13 protein-coding genes, 17 tRNA genes and 2 riboswitches are annotated in these 16,075 nt (G+C 39.3%); of the genes, 26 read left to right on the forward strand and 4 right to left on the reverse strand.

Features of this window, described 5'->3' with window-relative positions:
• Positions 1-72 precede the first annotated feature (72 nt).
• From V7164_RS12250 to V7164_RS12335, 18 genes are all read left to right on the forward strand, one after another.
• Positions 73-147, forward strand: a tRNA-Glu gene (locus V7164_RS12250).
• A 60-nt stretch (positions 148-207) separates the two neighbouring features.
• Positions 208-280, forward strand: a tRNA-Val gene (locus V7164_RS12255).
• 105 nt (positions 281-385) lie between these two features.
• Positions 386-460, forward strand: a tRNA-Gly gene (locus V7164_RS12260).
• Between the two features lie 58 nt (positions 461-518).
• Positions 519-594: transfer RNA gene (locus V7164_RS12265), tRNA-Ala, on the forward strand.
• A gap of 19 nt (positions 595-613) precedes the next feature.
• Positions 614-690: transfer RNA gene (locus V7164_RS12270), tRNA-Met, on the forward strand.
• 18 nt (positions 691-708) lie between these two features.
• Positions 709-801, forward strand: a tRNA-Ser gene (locus tag V7164_RS12275).
• A gap of 36 nt (positions 802-837) precedes the next feature.
• A tRNA-Met gene (locus tag V7164_RS12280) sits at positions 838-911 on the forward strand.
• A 3-nt stretch (positions 912-914) separates the two neighbouring features.
• Positions 915-991, forward strand: a tRNA-Asp gene (locus V7164_RS12285).
• A 6-nt stretch (positions 992-997) separates the two neighbouring features.
• Positions 998-1,073, forward strand: a tRNA-Phe gene (locus V7164_RS12290).
• Positions 1,074-1,104: 31 nt separating this feature from the next.
• Positions 1,105-1,189 (forward strand) — tRNA-Tyr (locus V7164_RS12295).
• Positions 1,190-1,194: 5 nt separating this feature from the next.
• A tRNA-Trp gene (locus tag V7164_RS12300) sits at positions 1,195-1,268 on the forward strand.
• 9 nt (positions 1,269-1,277) lie between these two features.
• Positions 1,278-1,353, forward strand: a tRNA-His gene (locus tag V7164_RS12305).
• Positions 1,354-1,392: 39 nt separating this feature from the next.
• Positions 1,393-1,467: transfer RNA gene (locus V7164_RS12310), tRNA-Gln, on the forward strand.
• Positions 1,468-1,477: 10 nt separating this feature from the next.
• Positions 1,478-1,551 (forward strand) — tRNA-Cys (locus V7164_RS12315).
• Positions 1,552-1,561: 10 nt separating this feature from the next.
• Positions 1,562-1,635, forward strand: a tRNA-Gly gene (locus V7164_RS12320).
• A 9-nt stretch (positions 1,636-1,644) separates the two neighbouring features.
• A tRNA-Ile gene (locus V7164_RS12325) sits at positions 1,645-1,718 on the forward strand.
• Positions 1,719-1,881: 163 nt separating this feature from the next.
• Positions 1,882-1,956, forward strand: a tRNA-Asn gene (locus V7164_RS12330).
• A gap of 352 nt (positions 1,957-2,308) precedes the next feature.
• Positions 2,309-2,947 (forward strand): HEAT repeat domain-containing protein, encoded by a 639-nt coding sequence (locus V7164_RS12335; RefSeq protein ID WP_335345488.1) that lies wholly within the window; start codon positions 2,309-2,311, stop codon positions 2,945-2,947.
• A gap of 117 nt (positions 2,948-3,064) precedes the next feature.
• On the opposite strand, the gene V7164_RS12340 is transcribed toward V7164_RS12335, so the two are convergent.
• On the reverse strand, positions 3,065-3,475 hold the full coding sequence (locus V7164_RS12340) for a hypothetical protein (RefSeq protein WP_335354235.1): 411 nt from the start codon (positions 3,473-3,475) through the stop codon (positions 3,065-3,067).
• Positions 3,476-3,689: 214 nt separating this feature from the next.
• Entirely contained in the window at positions 3,690-5,990 is a 2,301-nt protein-coding gene (gene metE, locus V7164_RS12345) for a 5-methyltetrahydropteroyltriglutamate--homocysteine S-methyltransferase (protein ID WP_335354236.1), read from the reverse strand.
• A 152-nt stretch (positions 5,991-6,142) separates the two neighbouring features.
• Positions 6,143-6,332, reverse strand: a riboswitch (cobalamin riboswitch).
• Between the two features lie 70 nt (positions 6,333-6,402).
• Positions 6,403-6,512, reverse strand: a riboswitch (SAM riboswitch).
• A 300-nt stretch (positions 6,513-6,812) separates the two neighbouring features.
• On the opposite strand from metE, the gene V7164_RS12350 reads away from it, so the two are divergent.
• From V7164_RS12350 to V7164_RS12370, 5 genes are read left to right on the forward strand one after another with little or no spacing between them, the layout of a single operon-like run.
• Entirely contained in the window at positions 6,813-7,763 is a 951-nt protein-coding gene (locus tag V7164_RS12350) for an ABC transporter permease (protein WP_335354237.1), read from the forward strand.
• Entirely contained in the window at positions 7,756-8,706 is a 951-nt protein-coding gene (locus tag V7164_RS12355) for an iron chelate uptake ABC transporter family permease subunit (protein ID WP_335345484.1), read from the forward strand. Before V7164_RS12350 ends, V7164_RS12355 begins: the two co-directional genes overlap by 8 nt.
• A complete protein-coding gene (locus V7164_RS12360) occupies positions 8,703-9,464 on the forward strand; it encodes an iron ABC transporter ATP-binding protein (RefSeq protein WP_335354238.1) in 762 nt (253 codons plus the stop codon). Before V7164_RS12355 ends, V7164_RS12360 begins: the two co-directional genes overlap by 4 nt.
• A gap of 17 nt (positions 9,465-9,481) precedes the next feature.
• Positions 9,482-10,453 (forward strand): siderophore ABC transporter substrate-binding protein, encoded by a 972-nt coding sequence (locus tag V7164_RS12365; protein WP_335354239.1) that lies wholly within the window; start codon positions 9,482-9,484, stop codon positions 10,451-10,453.
• Positions 10,453-10,761, forward strand: coding sequence for an antibiotic biosynthesis monooxygenase family protein (locus V7164_RS12370; protein WP_335345481.1), 309 nt, complete (start codon positions 10,453-10,455; stop codon positions 10,759-10,761). Before V7164_RS12365 ends, V7164_RS12370 begins: the two co-directional genes overlap by 1 nt.
• A 119-nt stretch (positions 10,762-10,880) precedes the next feature.
• Here V7164_RS12370 and V7164_RS12375 read toward each other — a convergent pair whose 3' ends face one another.
• A complete protein-coding gene (locus tag V7164_RS12375; protein WP_335354240.1) occupies positions 10,881-13,091 on the reverse strand; it encodes a heavy metal translocating P-type ATPase in 2,211 nt (736 codons plus the stop codon).
• Positions 13,092-13,188: 97 nt separating this feature from the next.
• On the reverse strand, positions 13,189-13,983 hold the full coding sequence (locus V7164_RS12380) for a cytochrome c oxidase assembly protein (protein ID WP_335345479.1): 795 nt from the start codon (positions 13,981-13,983) through the stop codon (positions 13,189-13,191).
• 186 nt (positions 13,984-14,169) lie between these two features.
• Between V7164_RS12380 and V7164_RS12385 the strand changes: the two genes are divergently transcribed.
• Genes V7164_RS12385 through V7164_RS12395 form a run of 3 tightly spaced genes read left to right on the forward strand, consistent with a single transcriptional unit; the run spans position 14,170 to position 16,023 of the window.
• Positions 14,170-14,610 (forward strand): DUF4275 family protein, encoded by a 441-nt coding sequence (locus V7164_RS12385; protein WP_335345478.1) that lies wholly within the window; start codon positions 14,170-14,172, stop codon positions 14,608-14,610.
• Between the two features lie 26 nt (positions 14,611-14,636).
• On the forward strand, positions 14,637-15,110 hold the full coding sequence (locus V7164_RS12390; protein ID WP_335345477.1) for a GNAT family N-acetyltransferase: 474 nt from the start codon (positions 14,637-14,639) through the stop codon (positions 15,108-15,110).
• 10 nt (positions 15,111-15,120) lie between these two features.
• A complete protein-coding gene (locus V7164_RS12395) occupies positions 15,121-16,023 on the forward strand; it encodes an aminoglycoside phosphotransferase family protein (RefSeq protein ID WP_335354241.1) in 903 nt (300 codons plus the stop codon).
• Positions 16,024-16,075 lie beyond the last annotated feature (52 nt).

Genomic DNA, 16,075 nt, shown 5'->3' on the forward strand with positions numbered 1-16,075 from the left:
AGTAGGACGTCGCTAGGCTAGCCCCAAAGGGGCTATTATTTTTGAGAAATGCATAATCATTTCAAATAAATTGGCCCGTTGGTCAAGCGGTTAAGACACCGCCCTTTCACGGCGGTAACACGGGTTCGAATCCCGTACGGGTCACCATTTTACAGCATAGTAGAAGTGATGTATGTTAACTGATGTGCATTTGTACTTTTGCGCTGAGGAGGATTAGCTCAGCTGGGAGAGCACCTGCCTTACAAGCAGGGGGTCGGCGGTTCGATCCCGTCATCCTCCATCTCATTTACCGGTGTAGACCTGAACAACTGACTCATTCAATTAGTTAGATGTTAACATCTCTCCGGTATTTTTTATAGAGCACTATCCTCACCATTTTTGATGTGCGGAAGTAGTTCAGTGGTAGAACACCACCTTGCCAAGGTGGGGGTCGCGGGTTCGAATCCCGTCTTCCGCTCCAAAATTGTATTTTTGGAAGTATGGGTATTAATTGTACTTATGTTACTTTATATCTTTATGGGGCCTTAGCTCAGCTGGGAGAGCGCCTGCCTTGCACGCAGGAGGTCAGCGGTTCGATCCCGCTAGGCTCCACCATAAAAATATACTTTATTTTGGCGGTGTAGCTCAGCTGGCTAGAGCGTACGGTTCATACCCGTAAGGTCGGGGGTTCGATCCCCTCCGCCGCTACCATATTTATGATATTGTTTTGGAGGAATACCCAAGTCCGGCTGAAGGGATCGGTCTTGAAAACCGACAGGCGGGTCAAACCGCGCAGGGGTTCAAATCCCCTTTCCTCCTCCATATAATGCTTGGTAAAAATTATATAAATACTATTATCGCGGGGTGGAGCAGTCCGGTAGCTCGTCGGGCTCATAACCCGAAGGTCGCAGGTTCAAATCCTGTCCCCGCAATCTGGTCCGGTAGTTCAGTTGGTTAGAATGCCTGCCTGTCACGCAGGAGGTCGCGGGTTCGAGTCCCGTCCGGACCGCCATATTGTGGCTCAGTAGCTCAGTCGGTAGAGCAAAGGACTGAAAATCCTTGTGTCGGCGGTTCGATTCCGTCCTGAGCCACCATTTAATAATATAAATCCCTATTTTTTTATATGGTGGGGTAGCGAAGTGGCTAAACGCGGCGGACTGTAAATCCGCTCCCTTTGGGTTCGGCGGTTCGAATCCGTCCCCCACCACCATTTATAGGGGTATAGTTTAATGGTAAAACGAAGGTCTCCAAAACCTTTGATGTGGGTTCGATTCCTACTACCCCTGCCATTAATTATGGCGGTTGTGGCGAAGTGGTTAACGCATCGGATTGTGGTTCCGACATTCGTGGGTTCGATTCCCATCAGCCGCCCCATTTTATTTTACTGAGAAGCAATTCTTGAGGTTACTTCAGTGGGCTATAGCCAAGCGGTAAGGCATCGCACTTTGACTGCGACATGCGTTGGTTCGAATCCAGCTAGCCCAGCCATTTTACTTAAGGCGGCATAGCCAAGTGGTAAGGCAGAGGTCTGCAAAACCTTTATCCCCGGTTCAAATCCGGGTGCTGCCTCCAACAAAATAATGCGGGTGTAGTTTAGTGGTAAAACCACAGCCTTCCAAGCTGTTGATGAGGGTTCGATTCCCTTCACCCGCTCCATATTATAATGGGCCTATAGCTCAGCTGGTTAGAGCGCACGCCTGATAAGCGTGAGGTCGATGGTTCGAGTCCATTTAGGCCCATCTTTTTATTCCGCAGTAGCTCAGTGGTAGAGGATTTTTAAAGCTTGCAGCCGCGAAGTATTCCTTCACTGAATGGCAAACTTTTAAAATCTGTGACAAATCACGTAGGGATTTGGAACACATTACTTAAGCCAAATGGATTTTAGGGAACTATATTAATTATTCCGCAGTAGCTCAGTGGTAGAGCATTCGGCTGTTAACCGAACGGTCGTAGGTTCGAATCCTACCTGCGGAGCCACTTTTTATCTGTATTGAACAGCAGCCTCTTAAGGTGTTGGTCAATGTTTCATATTATCTAATTTGTAAAAATTACTAATTGGTATAAACTAATAAAACCGCTATTTCCACCTATTTTGTGGAATAGCGGTTTTTTGTATGAATTCGAATTATACTATTCACTTTTAAACGCATGGTAAATAATTACATAATTGTATATGCCTTATTGTATAATTTAAAAGAGAACTATAGCCAGGATTAACTTTCTGTTTATTCGGCTATAAGTATTAGTATAGAAAATTTATTTACCTAGCCTGTTTTGCTTGGAAGGCAAATATAGGAATGGGGAAGCAGATTAGCACGGAGGGGATGAAATGACTATAATAATAAAACTATCATCACAGATTGGAGAAAAGACAGAAGAAGGAAATCGTCAAGCAGCAATGGATTGTCTTAAAAATCCAAGCTTACTTATTGAAATAGGAGAAGGCCTAATATCAAAAGAGGCAGCTATTGTTGGAGATTGTGCCGAGGTTTTTACAAAAGTTGCAGAAAAACAGCCAGAATTGATCTTAGCTTTTGCTAATGATTTATTAAATTTGATTTCGCATAAAACGACACGTGTTCGCTGGGAAGCCATGCACGCAATTGCTTTAATTGCAGCATACATACCATCAGAAATTTCAAAGGCGTTGCCGCAGCTTACAGAGCTAATTAAGTCTGATAAAAGCACAATTGTTAGAGACTATGCGATAGAATCTTTATGTAATTATGCGACTGTGGGAGAGTCTGAAGCACAAACCGCTTTTCCACTGTTGAAGGAATCCTTGCTTGTTTGGGAAGGCAAGCATCGTGCGCGCGTTTTAAAAGGGTTTTTGCATGTATGTCATTCAACTGATAAATACACTCTTGAAATAAGAGGAATAGCTGAAGAATATGAAGATGATCCAAAAGGTGTAGTAAAAAAGGCAGCAAGGTCATTAATAAAAGCGATAGATAAAGGGATTGTCTAGTTAATAAATACATTTGATGTATGAAAGAAGCATAATTTGAAACTTAAAAATGAAGAAATGAGTATTGCACGATACAACATAACTAATAAATTCCCTGGTCATCGAAAAAGCAAACTACTATGTTTGATTTTCCGCCAGGAATTTATTAGTTATTCTATGCAAAAGAAAAGATGACTCTTTCAGTTTATTAGACAAAGTTAAAAATAATTCCTTGTTACGACTTGCTAAGGATTTATCTAAATAAAAGGTAGATAAAGAGTAATCAAGCATAATATCGATGCATGATTCCAACTTTTTAGAGTGAATCGCTGCTTCAAGATCTGGCATAAACAGAAACTCTTTTTTAGATTCATTAATCGTAATGAAAATAAACCAACCTATTCCAAAGACAAATTTCCCATGGTTTGAAATTGTTAATAAATCCCCATATTGAAGGGGGAAAAAACCACTCACCATATTTTCGCGTTTGTATCCATAATATAAACACTCTGCTATAATGCCGTTTTTATCCTTAACAATTAACTCCAATGTTGTAATCCCACCTTCTTAACATTTAAATAATCCTTAATATCAATTCTTATTTCTATTTTTTAAGTATTATTACTTGAAGATTGGGGGACTGGCTAACAAAGAAGTCAAAGTTTTTTTGCTTTGATCAATATGTAAATGTAGGTCGACCAATGTCCATAAGACTAGCAAAAGGTGCTTAGTCAAATAGGCCGACCGATGTTTTACTACCGAATCATTGCTTCTTAGTCACAAGTAATTTTCCTCTTGTTTGTTCCGCTGCTTCAACCATTACCTTAAGTGCTGCGATGGTCTCAGCCTCGCCGCGTGTTTTTAAACCGCAATCCGGATTAATCCAGAAAAGCTTTGGATCAAGGACTTGAAGGGCACGATCAATATTTGCCAGAAGCTCGTCAAGTTCAGGTACACGCGGGCTATGAATATCATATACACCAAGGCCAATCCCTTTATCATACGTATTATTTTCAAATGCATAAATAAGTTCACCGTGACTTCTTGAAGTTTCGATTGAAATCACATCTGCATCGAGGGCATGAATCGCGTCAATAATTTCTTCAAAATCGGAGTAACACATATGGGTATGAATTTGTGTTTCATTTTGTACAGCTGTCGTTGCAAGCTTAAATGCATAGACTGCTGCGCTAAGATAACTCTCCCACTTTTCACGCTTTAATGGCAGCCCTTCACGAATGGCCGGCTCATCAACTTGAATCATACGGATTCCGCTTTTTTCAAGTTCTTCGATTTCTTTTCGAAGCGCAAGCGCAATTTGATTGGCAACGTCGTATCGCGAAATATCGTCACGTACAAACGACCAGTTTAAAATAGTAATTGGACCTGTCAGCATACCTTTTACAGGCTTGTCTGTTAATGATTGGGCATAAAGGGTTTCTTCAACTGTCATTGGCTCTTTAAATGATACGTCTCCGTAAATAAGAGGCGGCTTTACGCAACGCGATCCATATGATTGCACCCAGCCAAATTTTGTGAATACAAATCCATCTAATTTTTCCCCGAAATATTCGACCATATCTGTACGTTCAAACTCTCCATGCACCAGTACGTCAATGCCAAGCTCTTCCTGTATCTCAATCCACTTTTTAATTTCAGCTTGAATAAAATGTTTATAATCTGCATTTGTTAACTCGCCTTTACGCCATTTTAATCGTTGTTTTCTTACTTCCTGTGTCTGCGGAAAGCTTCCAATGGTTGTTGTCGGCAAGAGCGGCAATTGGAAGGTCTTCTCTTGAAGCCTCTGGCGTACTTGAAAAGGAGCTTCACGTTCTGCCTTATAGGCATGTAAGTATTGGATGGATTCTTGAACTGCTTTATTGTTTCGAAAAGAAGATTGATTTAATAAAGCAATAGATTTTGTACTTTTTAGAATGTCATTCTGTATTGCTTCTTTTCCATCATGAATCCCTTTTGAGAGTGTAACGACTTCATACAGCTTTTCATCTGCAAATGATAATGCATCACTTAGAATCTTATCGAGTACATCTTCGCTTTTAACCGTCACAGGTACATGCAATAAGCTTGATGAAGGCTGTGCGATCAAACGATTTTTGGAAACAAACTGTCCAATTTCTTCAAGGAACGAATATTGTTTTTCAAGGTTGGCACGCCAAATATTGCGGCCGTCAATGATTCCAGCAGCAAGCACCTTATCCTTTGGGTACCCATACTTTTTCAAAGCTTCAAGATTTTTCCCTTGGTCATGTACAAAATCAAACCCAATGCCGTGAACAGGGAGGGAGATGATGTCTTCATAAAATTCAACGGCTTCAAAATACGTTTGTAAAATGACTTTTACATGTGGAGCTGCTTCATACAATGCTTGATAAACATTTTTAAATAAGGCCATTAAATCTTTTGAAATAGAAGTGGAAAGGATCGGCTCGTCTATTTGTACCCATTCTACGCCTTCATCCTGAAGTTCTCGTAAAATTTCAGCATAAAGCGGTACGAATTGATTAACCTTTTCCTTAAATTGACTTGCTTTATAGCCTTTTGCCAAAGAAACAAATGAAATAGGCCCCAAAATGACAGGCTTACCTTCAATATTAAGCTTTTGCTTAGCTTCTTTATAAAATTGGAGAGGACGGTTTTCTACTAGTGCAGGCTCAGCTTCGTCCAGCTCTGGAACAATATAGTGATAGTTAGTGTTAAACCATTTCGTCATTTCAGATGCAACTGCACCTTTCGTTCCACGCGCTATATTAAAATATGTTTCTAGAGATACTTTCCCTCCAGAATAGCCAAAACGCTTTGGCACTAATCCAAACATGACAGCTGTATCAAGGACATGATCATACAAGCTAAAATCTCCAACCGGGATTAAGTCAATTCCTTGATCAATCTGCTTTTGCAGATGCTGAAGGCGAATTTGTTCCATTTGCTTCAAAAACTCGTCTTTTTCTAATTGACCTGCCCAATACAGCTCGAGGCTTTTTTTCCATTCGCGTTTTTCTCCAATTCTTGGATAACCTAAATTCGAGTTTCTTACATGGCTCATCGTTTCCTACACTCCTAATTTTTAATTTTTTCTCAACAAAAAATCTCTCTTTTCAAGTAGAAAAGAGAGATTCATACGCATAGCTAACTAGAGTTGAGACATAATGGTTTTCTCAACACGTATTCTTCACTCCCCTCTATATCCTCGTAGAGTACAAGCATATACAACAGGCAGGTCTCCTGACTTAGGTTCATCGCTTCTTATCCCTTCCCATTTCCAAATGAAATAGTGGTTCCTGATAAGCTGCTCCCCATTACAGTGGCGGGACCGTGTCGGAATTTCACCGGACTTCCCTTTTAAGCTGAGAAAAAAATTAACAGCACCTGATGCATTCGTTTATTAAATTTTTTAAAGGAAAAATAAAAGCCTCTCAAAATAAAAGAGAGGCTTGTACTCCTACTGAAGGAGTCCTCTCTTATTTGCCAAAGCAATATGCTTTGCAGGAATTAGCACCTTTTCAATAAGTAATTGAATGGTTGCCGGGCTTCACAGGGCCAGTCCCTCCACCTCTCTGAATAAGAGTTGTTAATATTTTTAAATGTTTTGAATTTAATAGCCATGTTAGCATGGTAAAGATAAGTTGTCAAAGAATTTTGGAAAAACACTACAAAAGTAGTGTAAGTGAAAAAGGATTAGGGGAGTTAATAAATTTATCATGAGTAAAAGCAGTAGTTAAGCACGATTCTTATGATAATGATAATTACTTTCAATTAGTCGTTGACAATCATTTCCTGCCTGCTATAATAACAATTGTGAGTATTAGTGATAATGATTTTCAGTATCATTAAAACTTACGAAAATGTTTACTTATTGGAGATAGTTATGAAAAAAAGATATCTTATCGTCTCGCTCATTGTACTTTCAATCCTATCCTTATTTGTTGGAGTGAGCCATATTACACCGAAGGATTTGCTAAATCTGCAATCTGATGAAACTCAAATCTTTCTTATCAGCCGATTGCCAAGATTATTAGCGATCCTATTTGCAGGAGCGGGGATGAGTATTGCAGGGTTAATTATGCAGCAACTCAGCCGGAATAAATTTGTTTCCCCTACAACAGCGGGCACACTTGACGCCACTAGACTTGGGATTTTAGTGTCAATGCTGTTGTTTGCGAATGCGTCCCTTCTTGAGAAAATGATTGTAGCCTTTGTATTTGCGCTTGCCGGCACGCTTTTGTTTATGCAATTGCTCATTCGAATTAAATTTAAGGACGCAATCTTTATTCCGCTTGTTGGTTTAATGTTTGGAAACATCTTGTCTTCGATTACGACTTTTTTTGCCTATCGGGCAGATGTTATTCAAAATATGTCTGCATGGCTCCAGGGTGATTTTTCAATGATTATGAAGGGACGATATGAGCTTCTTTACATAACGATTCCATTGTTAGCGGTGGCCTATTTATTTGCTAATCGCTTTACGGTAGCAGGTATGGGGGAAGATTTTTCGAAAAACTTAGGTATGTCCTATAAACGGGTTGTGAATTTTGGACTTATTCTTGTTGCACTAATAACGGTTACCGTCGTTCTAACAGTCGGAATGATTCCATTCCTTGGATTAATAATCCCAAACATTGTTTCAATTTTTAAAGGAGATCATTTGCAAAAGACCTTGCCACATACAGCATTGCTTGGCTCCTCGTTCCTGCTTGTGTGTGACATACTGGGAAGGGTTATTATTTACCCGTATGAGATCTCGATTAGCTTGATGGTCGGAGTCATTGGCAGCGGAATCTTCCTCTATTTACTCTTTAGGAGGAAGGCGTATGCGTAATTCTATAAAAATGATCATACTCGCCGTAATAGCGATTATGTTTTGCTGCATTTATTTATTTCATGATTTAAATGGAAGCTTCGATTATGCATTGCCGCGAAGAGGAGTTAAGGTCATTGCCATGGTCTTAACTGGTATAGCCATTGCGTATGCTACAGTAGTTTTCCAAACAATTTCGCATAATCGCATTTTAACACCGAGTATTATGGGGCTGGATTCCCTGTATTTACTCATCCAAACGGTTATTATTTTCTTTTTAGGATCCAGTCATGTATTGGTCGCAAATCGGCAGTATAATTTCTTTTTATCAGTCGTGGCGATGATTGTATTTGCTTTATTACTCTACCAACTGCTTTTTAAAAATGGAAAGCGGCCGATATACTTCCTTTTGCTTGTTGGGATTATCGTAGGAACGTTTTTCTCCAGCATTTCTACTTTCCTGCAGGTGCTTATTGATCCGAATGAATTTCAAAGAGTGCAAGATAGGATGTTTGCAAGCTTTAATAATGTGAATGGTGATTTGGTATGGATTGCATTAAGCATCATCATCATCGCAATTGTAATAGGTTTTCGATCAATGAACTACTTGGACGTTATCTCACTTGGCCGTGATCATGCCGTGAACCTTGGTGTTCCATACGATCTAATTGTGAAAAGGATGCTCGTTTTAGTAGCTATTTTAATTTCTATTGCTACCGCATTAGTTGGGCCGATTACGTTTTTCGGTCTGATCGTAGCCAATTTATCGTATCAGTTTTTCAAAACCTACAGGCACACCACAATCATTACTGGTGCGATGGTCATGAGTATCATTGCGCTTGTGGGAGGTCAGTGGGTTGTAGAGCGAATCTTTACCTTCTCGACAACGCTCAGTGTCATCATTAACTTTTTCGGTGGCGTGTATTTCATATTTTTACTGCTAAAGGAGAGTCGATCTAATTGATTCAAGTCCGAGCTTTATCCAAATTCTATGGAAAAAAGCCTGTCGTTGAAAATGTGACAGTCGATATTCATCCAGGACAAATCACGTCCTTTATCGGTCCAAATGGAGCTGGAAAATCTACGCTGCTATCGATGGTTAGCCGATTAATCGAAGCGGATACGGGTGAGGTACTGATTGAAAACTCTCACGTTAAGAAAATGAAACCGAATGACTTTTCCAAGCGTGTGTCCATCTTAAAACAATCCAATTATATGAATGTACGGCTAACGATCCGTGAACTCGTGTCGTTTGGGAGGTTCCCGTATTCGAAGGGGCATCTGAATGAGGAAGATGAGAAAAGGGTGGATCAAGCCATTACATACATGGGTTTAACTGATATGCAGCATGATTTTCTTGATGAATTATCTGGAGGCCAGCGTCAGCGAGCATTTATCGCCATGGTGATTGCACAGGATACGGACTATATTTTACTAGATGAGCCGCTGAATAATTTAGATATGAAGCATTCTGTCCAAATTATGAAGATTCTTCGCGGTCTTGTGGATGAGTTGGGAAAAACAGTAGTCATTGTCCTGCATGATATTAATTTCGCGTCTGTTTATTCAGACCGCATTGTAGCATTGAAGGACGGGAAAGTTGTAAAGAATGGGCCGACAAATGAAATCATTCAGTCGGATTCATTAAGAGAAATATATGATATGGATATTCCAATTAAAAAAATAAACGATTGCCGAATTTGCGTGTACTTTAACTCATAGAAAAGGGGATTAATGATATGAAAAAATGGCCATTATTTGCATTATTATTAACGGTTTTCCTCGTGCTATCTGCGTGTGGATCGAAGGAAGCTGCAAAAGAAGAGGAAAGCTCGAATTCTGGAAGCGACAAGCCAGTAGAGGAATCTGCAGAAATAAAAATTAAGCATGAACTTGATGAGGAAGAAATTGTTTTAGCAAAGACGCCTGAGAAAGTAGTAGTTTTTGATTTTGGTATTTTAGATACATTGGATGAGCTTGGTGTTCCTGTTACTGGAGTACCACAGGCAACCATTCCTCCATATTTAGAAAAATATGCTGGTTCTGAGTACACGAATGTAGGAAGCTTGAAGGAGCCCGACTTTGAGGCAATTCATGCATTAAAGCCAGATGTGATTTTCATCTCCGCACGCCAATCTGATATGTATGAAGAGTTCAAAAAAATTGCTCCAACAATTTATGTAGGAATTGATTACACAAATTATATGGAATCCTTCACACATAACATGGAAGTGATAGCACAAGTTTTTGGCAAAGAAGAACAAATGAAAACGGAATTGGAAGAAGTTAATAAGAATATAGATGCAATAAAAGGAAAAACAGGAAGCACTGATGCTAGAACATTAATTATTATGGGGAATGAAGGAAAAGTGAGTGCCTATGGACCAAGTTCACGTTTCGGTATCCTTCATGATGTGTTTGGTTACAAGCCTGCTGATGAAAAGATTGAACAATCAACTCATGGACAGAGCATTTCATTTGAATACATTTCTGAAACAAATCCAGACAATATGTTCGTAATCGACCGTGATGCAGCATTTGACAGCAATGCGAGTGTGAAGGATGCAATTGAAAATGAGCTTGTCCAAAAAACAAATGCATTCAAAAATGGTAAAATCTTTTACTTAAACGGCGGTCCATGGTATTTATCTGGTGGCGGGCTACAGTCTATGAAGCTAATGGTTGAAGATGCACAAGTAGGTGTAGAATAATGTTTTACCAGATTAAGCAAATGGTTGTGAAGGAGGGCTTTTCTGATACAGTGGTGGAGCGCTTCAGTGGTGAGGGACTCATTGAGAAGCAGCCGGGCTTTGTCGACCTTCAAGTTCTAGTCAAAAATGTACGCCGTGGTGACGAGGAAGTATTAGTCCTTGTCAGATGGGAAACTGAAGAGGAATGGAAGAACTGGGAGAAGAGCCCCGAGCATATTGCAGGGCACAGAGCGAAAGCTGGAAAGCCAAAGCCTGATTATATAATCGAGTCAAGCCAGAATGTGTATAATGTGGCGGTTAGTAAGTAAATAAAAAATAAAGATGAGGCGCCTAATCATATAGGTTGCCTCATTTTTTGGATTCTCAAGAGAAATGGAAACAGGTAACTTCTCTAATTTCTTTTTTTGAAAATAAAATTCACCCATACTTACTTTAGTCTAACTCTCTTTAACCGAAGGGAATTCAACACAACAGAAAGGGAACTAAAAGCCATGGCTGCCCCTGCAAGCCATGGAGCCATGTAACCAAGCATGGCAAGTGGGATCATCATAATATTATAGAGAAAAGCCCATAGAAAATTTTGTTTAATATTAGTCATTGTTTTTTTGCTAATGAGGATTGCGTCAACGACTCGATTTAGATCATCTTTGATAATGGTCATATCACCTGATTCAATGGCCACGTCTGAACCTGTTCCAAGTGCAATTCCGACATCGGCAACAGCTAATGCAGGTGCATCATTAATGCCATCTCCAACCATGATGACCTTGTTTCCTTTTTGTTGTAATGTCTGTATGATTTCAGCTTTATGCTGGGGCATGACTTCAGCCCTTAATTTATGGATTCCTGCTTTTTTTCCTACAGCCATTGCGGTATGCCGATTATCGCCTGTGAGCATGATTACCTCTAACCCCATCTTCTTTAATCTAGTTACAGCTTTAACAGATGTTGATTTTATTTCATCTGCAACAGCGATGATTCCGGAAAACTGAGAATCAATAAAGGCAATCATGACAGTTTTTCCTTCCTGCTCTAGCTTGGTTACTAGAGTGGCTGATTTTGGAGGGATGGAGATATCATTTCTTTTAAAATATGCCGGGCTGGCAATGACAACCTTTTGATTGTTTACTGTTGCTCTGATTCCATATCCTGGAATTGAAAGGACTTGTGACACACTTGGAAAAATAGAGATTTCCCTTTTCGCCCTCTGGACAATTGCTTTAGCAATAGGATGGTCGGAAATGCTCTCAACAGCCCCAACGGTCTCTAAGAAAGCCCGTATGCTTAAATATTCGCTATAAATGTCGGTCACATGAGGCTGTCCTTTTGTAATGGTCCCGGTTTTATCGAAGACAATGATATTATTTTTCCCTAATAATTCAAGAAATCTTCCTTCTTTAAAAAGGATTCCAAGCTGTGCGGCCCTTCCGCTTCCGACCATAACAGAAGTTGGAGTGGCAAGCCCAAGCGCACAAGGACAAGCGATAATGAGAACAGCGATCGTTTTTTCTAAAGCCTCTTTTAAATCACCTGGCTGAAAGAGGGAATACCATGCGGCAAATGTAACCGAAGCAATGGCAATGACAATTGGAACAAATAGGGCTGTAATATGATCTGCTATATATTGAATAGGTGCTTTTGAAGCTTGAGCTTCCTCAACGATCCGAATAATTTGTGACAGGGCAGTATCAGAATTTCTTTTTGTTGCTCTTATCTTTAATAACCCATTTTGATTGATTGTCCCAGCATAGACATCGTTGCCAATGTTTTTCTCAACGTGTATGCTTTCACCGGTTAACAGTGATTCATCCATGACGGAATGCCCGTCGATTACTTGTCCATCGATCGGCACCTTCTCCCCAGGCCTTAGAACGATAATATCTCCAGGTACAATTTGCTCAATCAGTCTATTTTCTTCTCTCCCGTTTATATAGACAGTGGCTGTTTTCATTTGTAATTGATAAAGCTTTTTGATTGCTTCTGTCGTCCGTAATTTTGTTTTTGCCTCGAGCAGTTTTCCTAAGAGAATGAATGTAATAATAAAGGCACTTGTCTCATAGAACAAGTCGACCGGCTGGGCCTGATGATAGGTTTTCAAGGTTGTAAAGGTTAGATAATGGCTGTAAAAAAAGGCTGCGGACGTACTTAATACGACCAATACATCCATATTTGCACTTCTATTTCTTAAGGCTTTCCATGCTCTTTCATAAAATTCTGCCCCAATGAAGAATTGAATGGGAATCGTAATTGCGAACTGAAAAAGGGGATGAATAAACAGATCAGGAACTTTGATGAAGGAAGCCCAATGGAAGTGGGCGAACATAGCCCATGCCATCGGAAGAGTAAGCAAGGCTGAAAAGACGAATTTCCATTGAAGTCTCCTAATCTCTATATTTTTGTTCTGTTCAGAGGAGCGGTTTTGGCTGACTTCCTTTGCTTCAAACCCAATTTTGTTTATTTTTTGAATGATGTCAGAAACGCTTGTCCGGTTTTTTTCAAACGAGACACGGCCTTTTTCAGTTGTTAAATTGACCGATATGTCTGTCACTCCATCTATTTTTGAAACAGATTTTTCGATACGAGTCGTACAGGCAGCACAATGCATGCCTTTTACTTCAATATGTGCGGTTTCGATCATAGCCTGGCCCCACTCCTTTCCTTCATCAATATTATTCATTCTATTAAAATCGATTTGTATTTAGAACGAATGGCAGCAGAGCTGGTAAAAGCCTGTATTAATTTTTTTCTCCCATATGCAGTGCGGCTTTTAATGAAATTTTGTGAATACCTAGCATTAGAATGCCTGCCATGAGTTGATCAAGCCTAGTATTGACTAAGGGAGGAAAAAGTGTATGAGAACTAGAATGAGAGGGTAAACAAAGTTTTGTCATTAATTGAGTTAAAAACGGATTATTCATCCCATCAATTAAAGCATTGAGGATAAAAACTGAGCAGGCTGGCAATAAAAGAAGTCCGCTTAGGAAAGCATAACGTTTTTTAGTCTCGCTATATGTCCGTAGTTTTTTAAACGGTGAGGTAATGGGCCACCACATACGAAAGGCTAAGATAAATAGTAAAAAGAAATAACTATTATGAATGGCAGGATGATCAGAGATAAGGCTTAATATTGTTGGTAAATGATACATGGAAAATAGGATTGCAAAAATAAAGAGTGCCACGATAGGTTTTACAAAAAGAAAAGACCTGACTAGGATAACCGTCCACAATAGCTGATAAACGGGCTTTGGAATCCCTAATAATAATAATGGTGGAATAATAAAAAATAGAATGCTCATTTGGATCATATGCAAGCTGAATGAGAGGTGGCTAATGGCTGCAAAGGGGCTCCCAACTATCAAGACAAGTAAGCCTAGGCTGGAAAGAAAAAGAAATGGCTGCTTTTGAAGCATTGTGAATTTAGTCGTTTGTCTTACGAGTATTGTGTATAAAACGGCGATAAAGACGGCAGTCATTAATATAGGAATATTCCATTCTAATTCATTTCTAATTAATAATAAATAATCAAACATGCTTTTCCTCCTCATATCAGGATGAAATAAAATAAATTGGGGGCATTGCTGAAAAGCTTATATGATTATGGATATGATTTCTGATTATTATACATACCAAACCTTTAAACAAAGTTCACTACACACTTTCGTAATTCCAAAAAATAACATAAAATATAATAAAAGTGTTTCCAAGGAGAAGTGAAGATGAATACACTCATAAATACGCTTCAAAAGAAAAGAGTTAAGGTAACGAAGATTCCGAAATGGGGCACGTATTTACGGAATCAATGGGAGGAGAATTTTGCTAGTCATCTTAGTGAGGACGAGAAGGGTAAAATTCATTTGCATGACAAAGGTAAAAGCAGTGGATTCTTATGGCATATTTTCAGCTATGAAACAAAGGAATGCTTGAAAGAAGAACAGGCAAATGAAGCATTTAATCAATTACAAAAGCAGGCATGTTATGTTTTTCATCAGCATTCAAATGATGCGATAATCATTGAAAATGTATCTAAAATTACTGCTGAAGACTTTGAAAATGAACAGGATATTTATGTAGTGGATAAGGAATTTGCCTGGACTTACGTCAATACACACGAAAAAGGATTGTGCGGTCCATACTTTTCGTGGAAACAGGGAAGGTAATATTTTCAAATTAAAAGAGGGATCATATGCAGTTGTTTATCAAAAGGATAAGTCGAAACGAGGCAGTCGAAATCCTAAACTGGAAATACCCAGCACCTTATAATTTTTACAATAATGAAGAAAACGAGGAATCTATAAGGGAGTTATTAGGAAGCTCGTATTCAGTTGTCATTGACGAAAATGGTCGATTAATAGGCTTCTTTTGTACTGGGGATTCTGCCCAGGTGCCTGCTGGGACAAAGTATGGTGCCTATTCAGAAACATGTACTGATATTGGGCTTGGAATGAAGCCCGAGTTAACAGGGCAGGGAATGGGATATGCATTCTTTTCTTTTATCCTAAGGCATATCCATGGCGCATATAAGGAAGTTCCCCTTCGCTTAACGGTGGCGAAGTTTAATGATAGGGCGATACGCCTTTATGAAAAACTTGGTTTTAAGAGGAAAATAGAATTTAGTAATGGGTCTACCGCATTTATGACGATGATAAAAGATTCATAGGAGTGCTAAAGTGATTTATTTACCAATTAAATTTGTAAAAACCATTAAAGATGTGCATAAGGAAAAAGGGGAGAAGTGGTTACTTGAGTTTCAAGAGCTTATTCATGAATGTGAGGAGCGGTGGCATTTAAAAATCATGCCGCCGTTTGATTTGTCCTATAATTTTGTGGCGCCTGCTATTCGGAATGATGGATTGGAAGTAGTCATCAAGCTAACTGTTCCGAGTGAGGAATTTCTTTCTGAAGTAGAGGCCCTCGTTCTATTTAACGACCATGGTATGGTTAGGATCGTAGATGTTGATAGGATAAAAGGAGTTCTACTACTTGAAAGATTAAAGCCTGGCACGACCCTTGCCTCACTTGAGAATAATGAGGAAGCTGCTTATATTGCTTCTCAAGTCATGAAAAAGTTATGGAGCCCGGCTCCCAAATCTGTTCACATTCCGCATATTAAAGAGAGAGGAAAAAGTTTAGACAAAATTTATAAGGATAATCCTGAAGGACTCGGACCCATCACGAAAGAAATGCTGCAAGAAGCGACTGAGAACTTTAGGGAGTTAGCGGAAACCCAGACCGAGCCTTTTCTGCTCCATGGTGATTTACATCATTATAATATTTTAAGGACAGGCACCGATTCTTGGCTAGCCATTGATCCTAAAGGGCTAATTGGAGAAAGAGAATATGATGTGATTCAATTTTTACTAAATAAACTGCCAGATGATCAAATCACAGAAGTAATAGAAAAACGCATTGATATCTTTGTAAAGGAACTGAACTTAGATAAAAATAGAATTCTATTATATGGATTTTCTCATGCTGTTCTTGCAACATGCTGGTCTATTCAGGATAGTGGAACCTGGGATGAAGGTTTCTTCAAAGCGATCTATGTGTTTAAAGATTTAAGAAGTTATTAGAACGTGAAGCTAGACGGACATTTCAAAAGGGGAAAGCCTGTGAAAAGTCCAA

The organism is Bacillus sp. JJ1474, from assembly GCF_036965225.1.
Taxonomy (GTDB): domain Bacteria; phylum Bacillota; class Bacilli; order Bacillales; family Cytobacillaceae; genus Cytobacillus.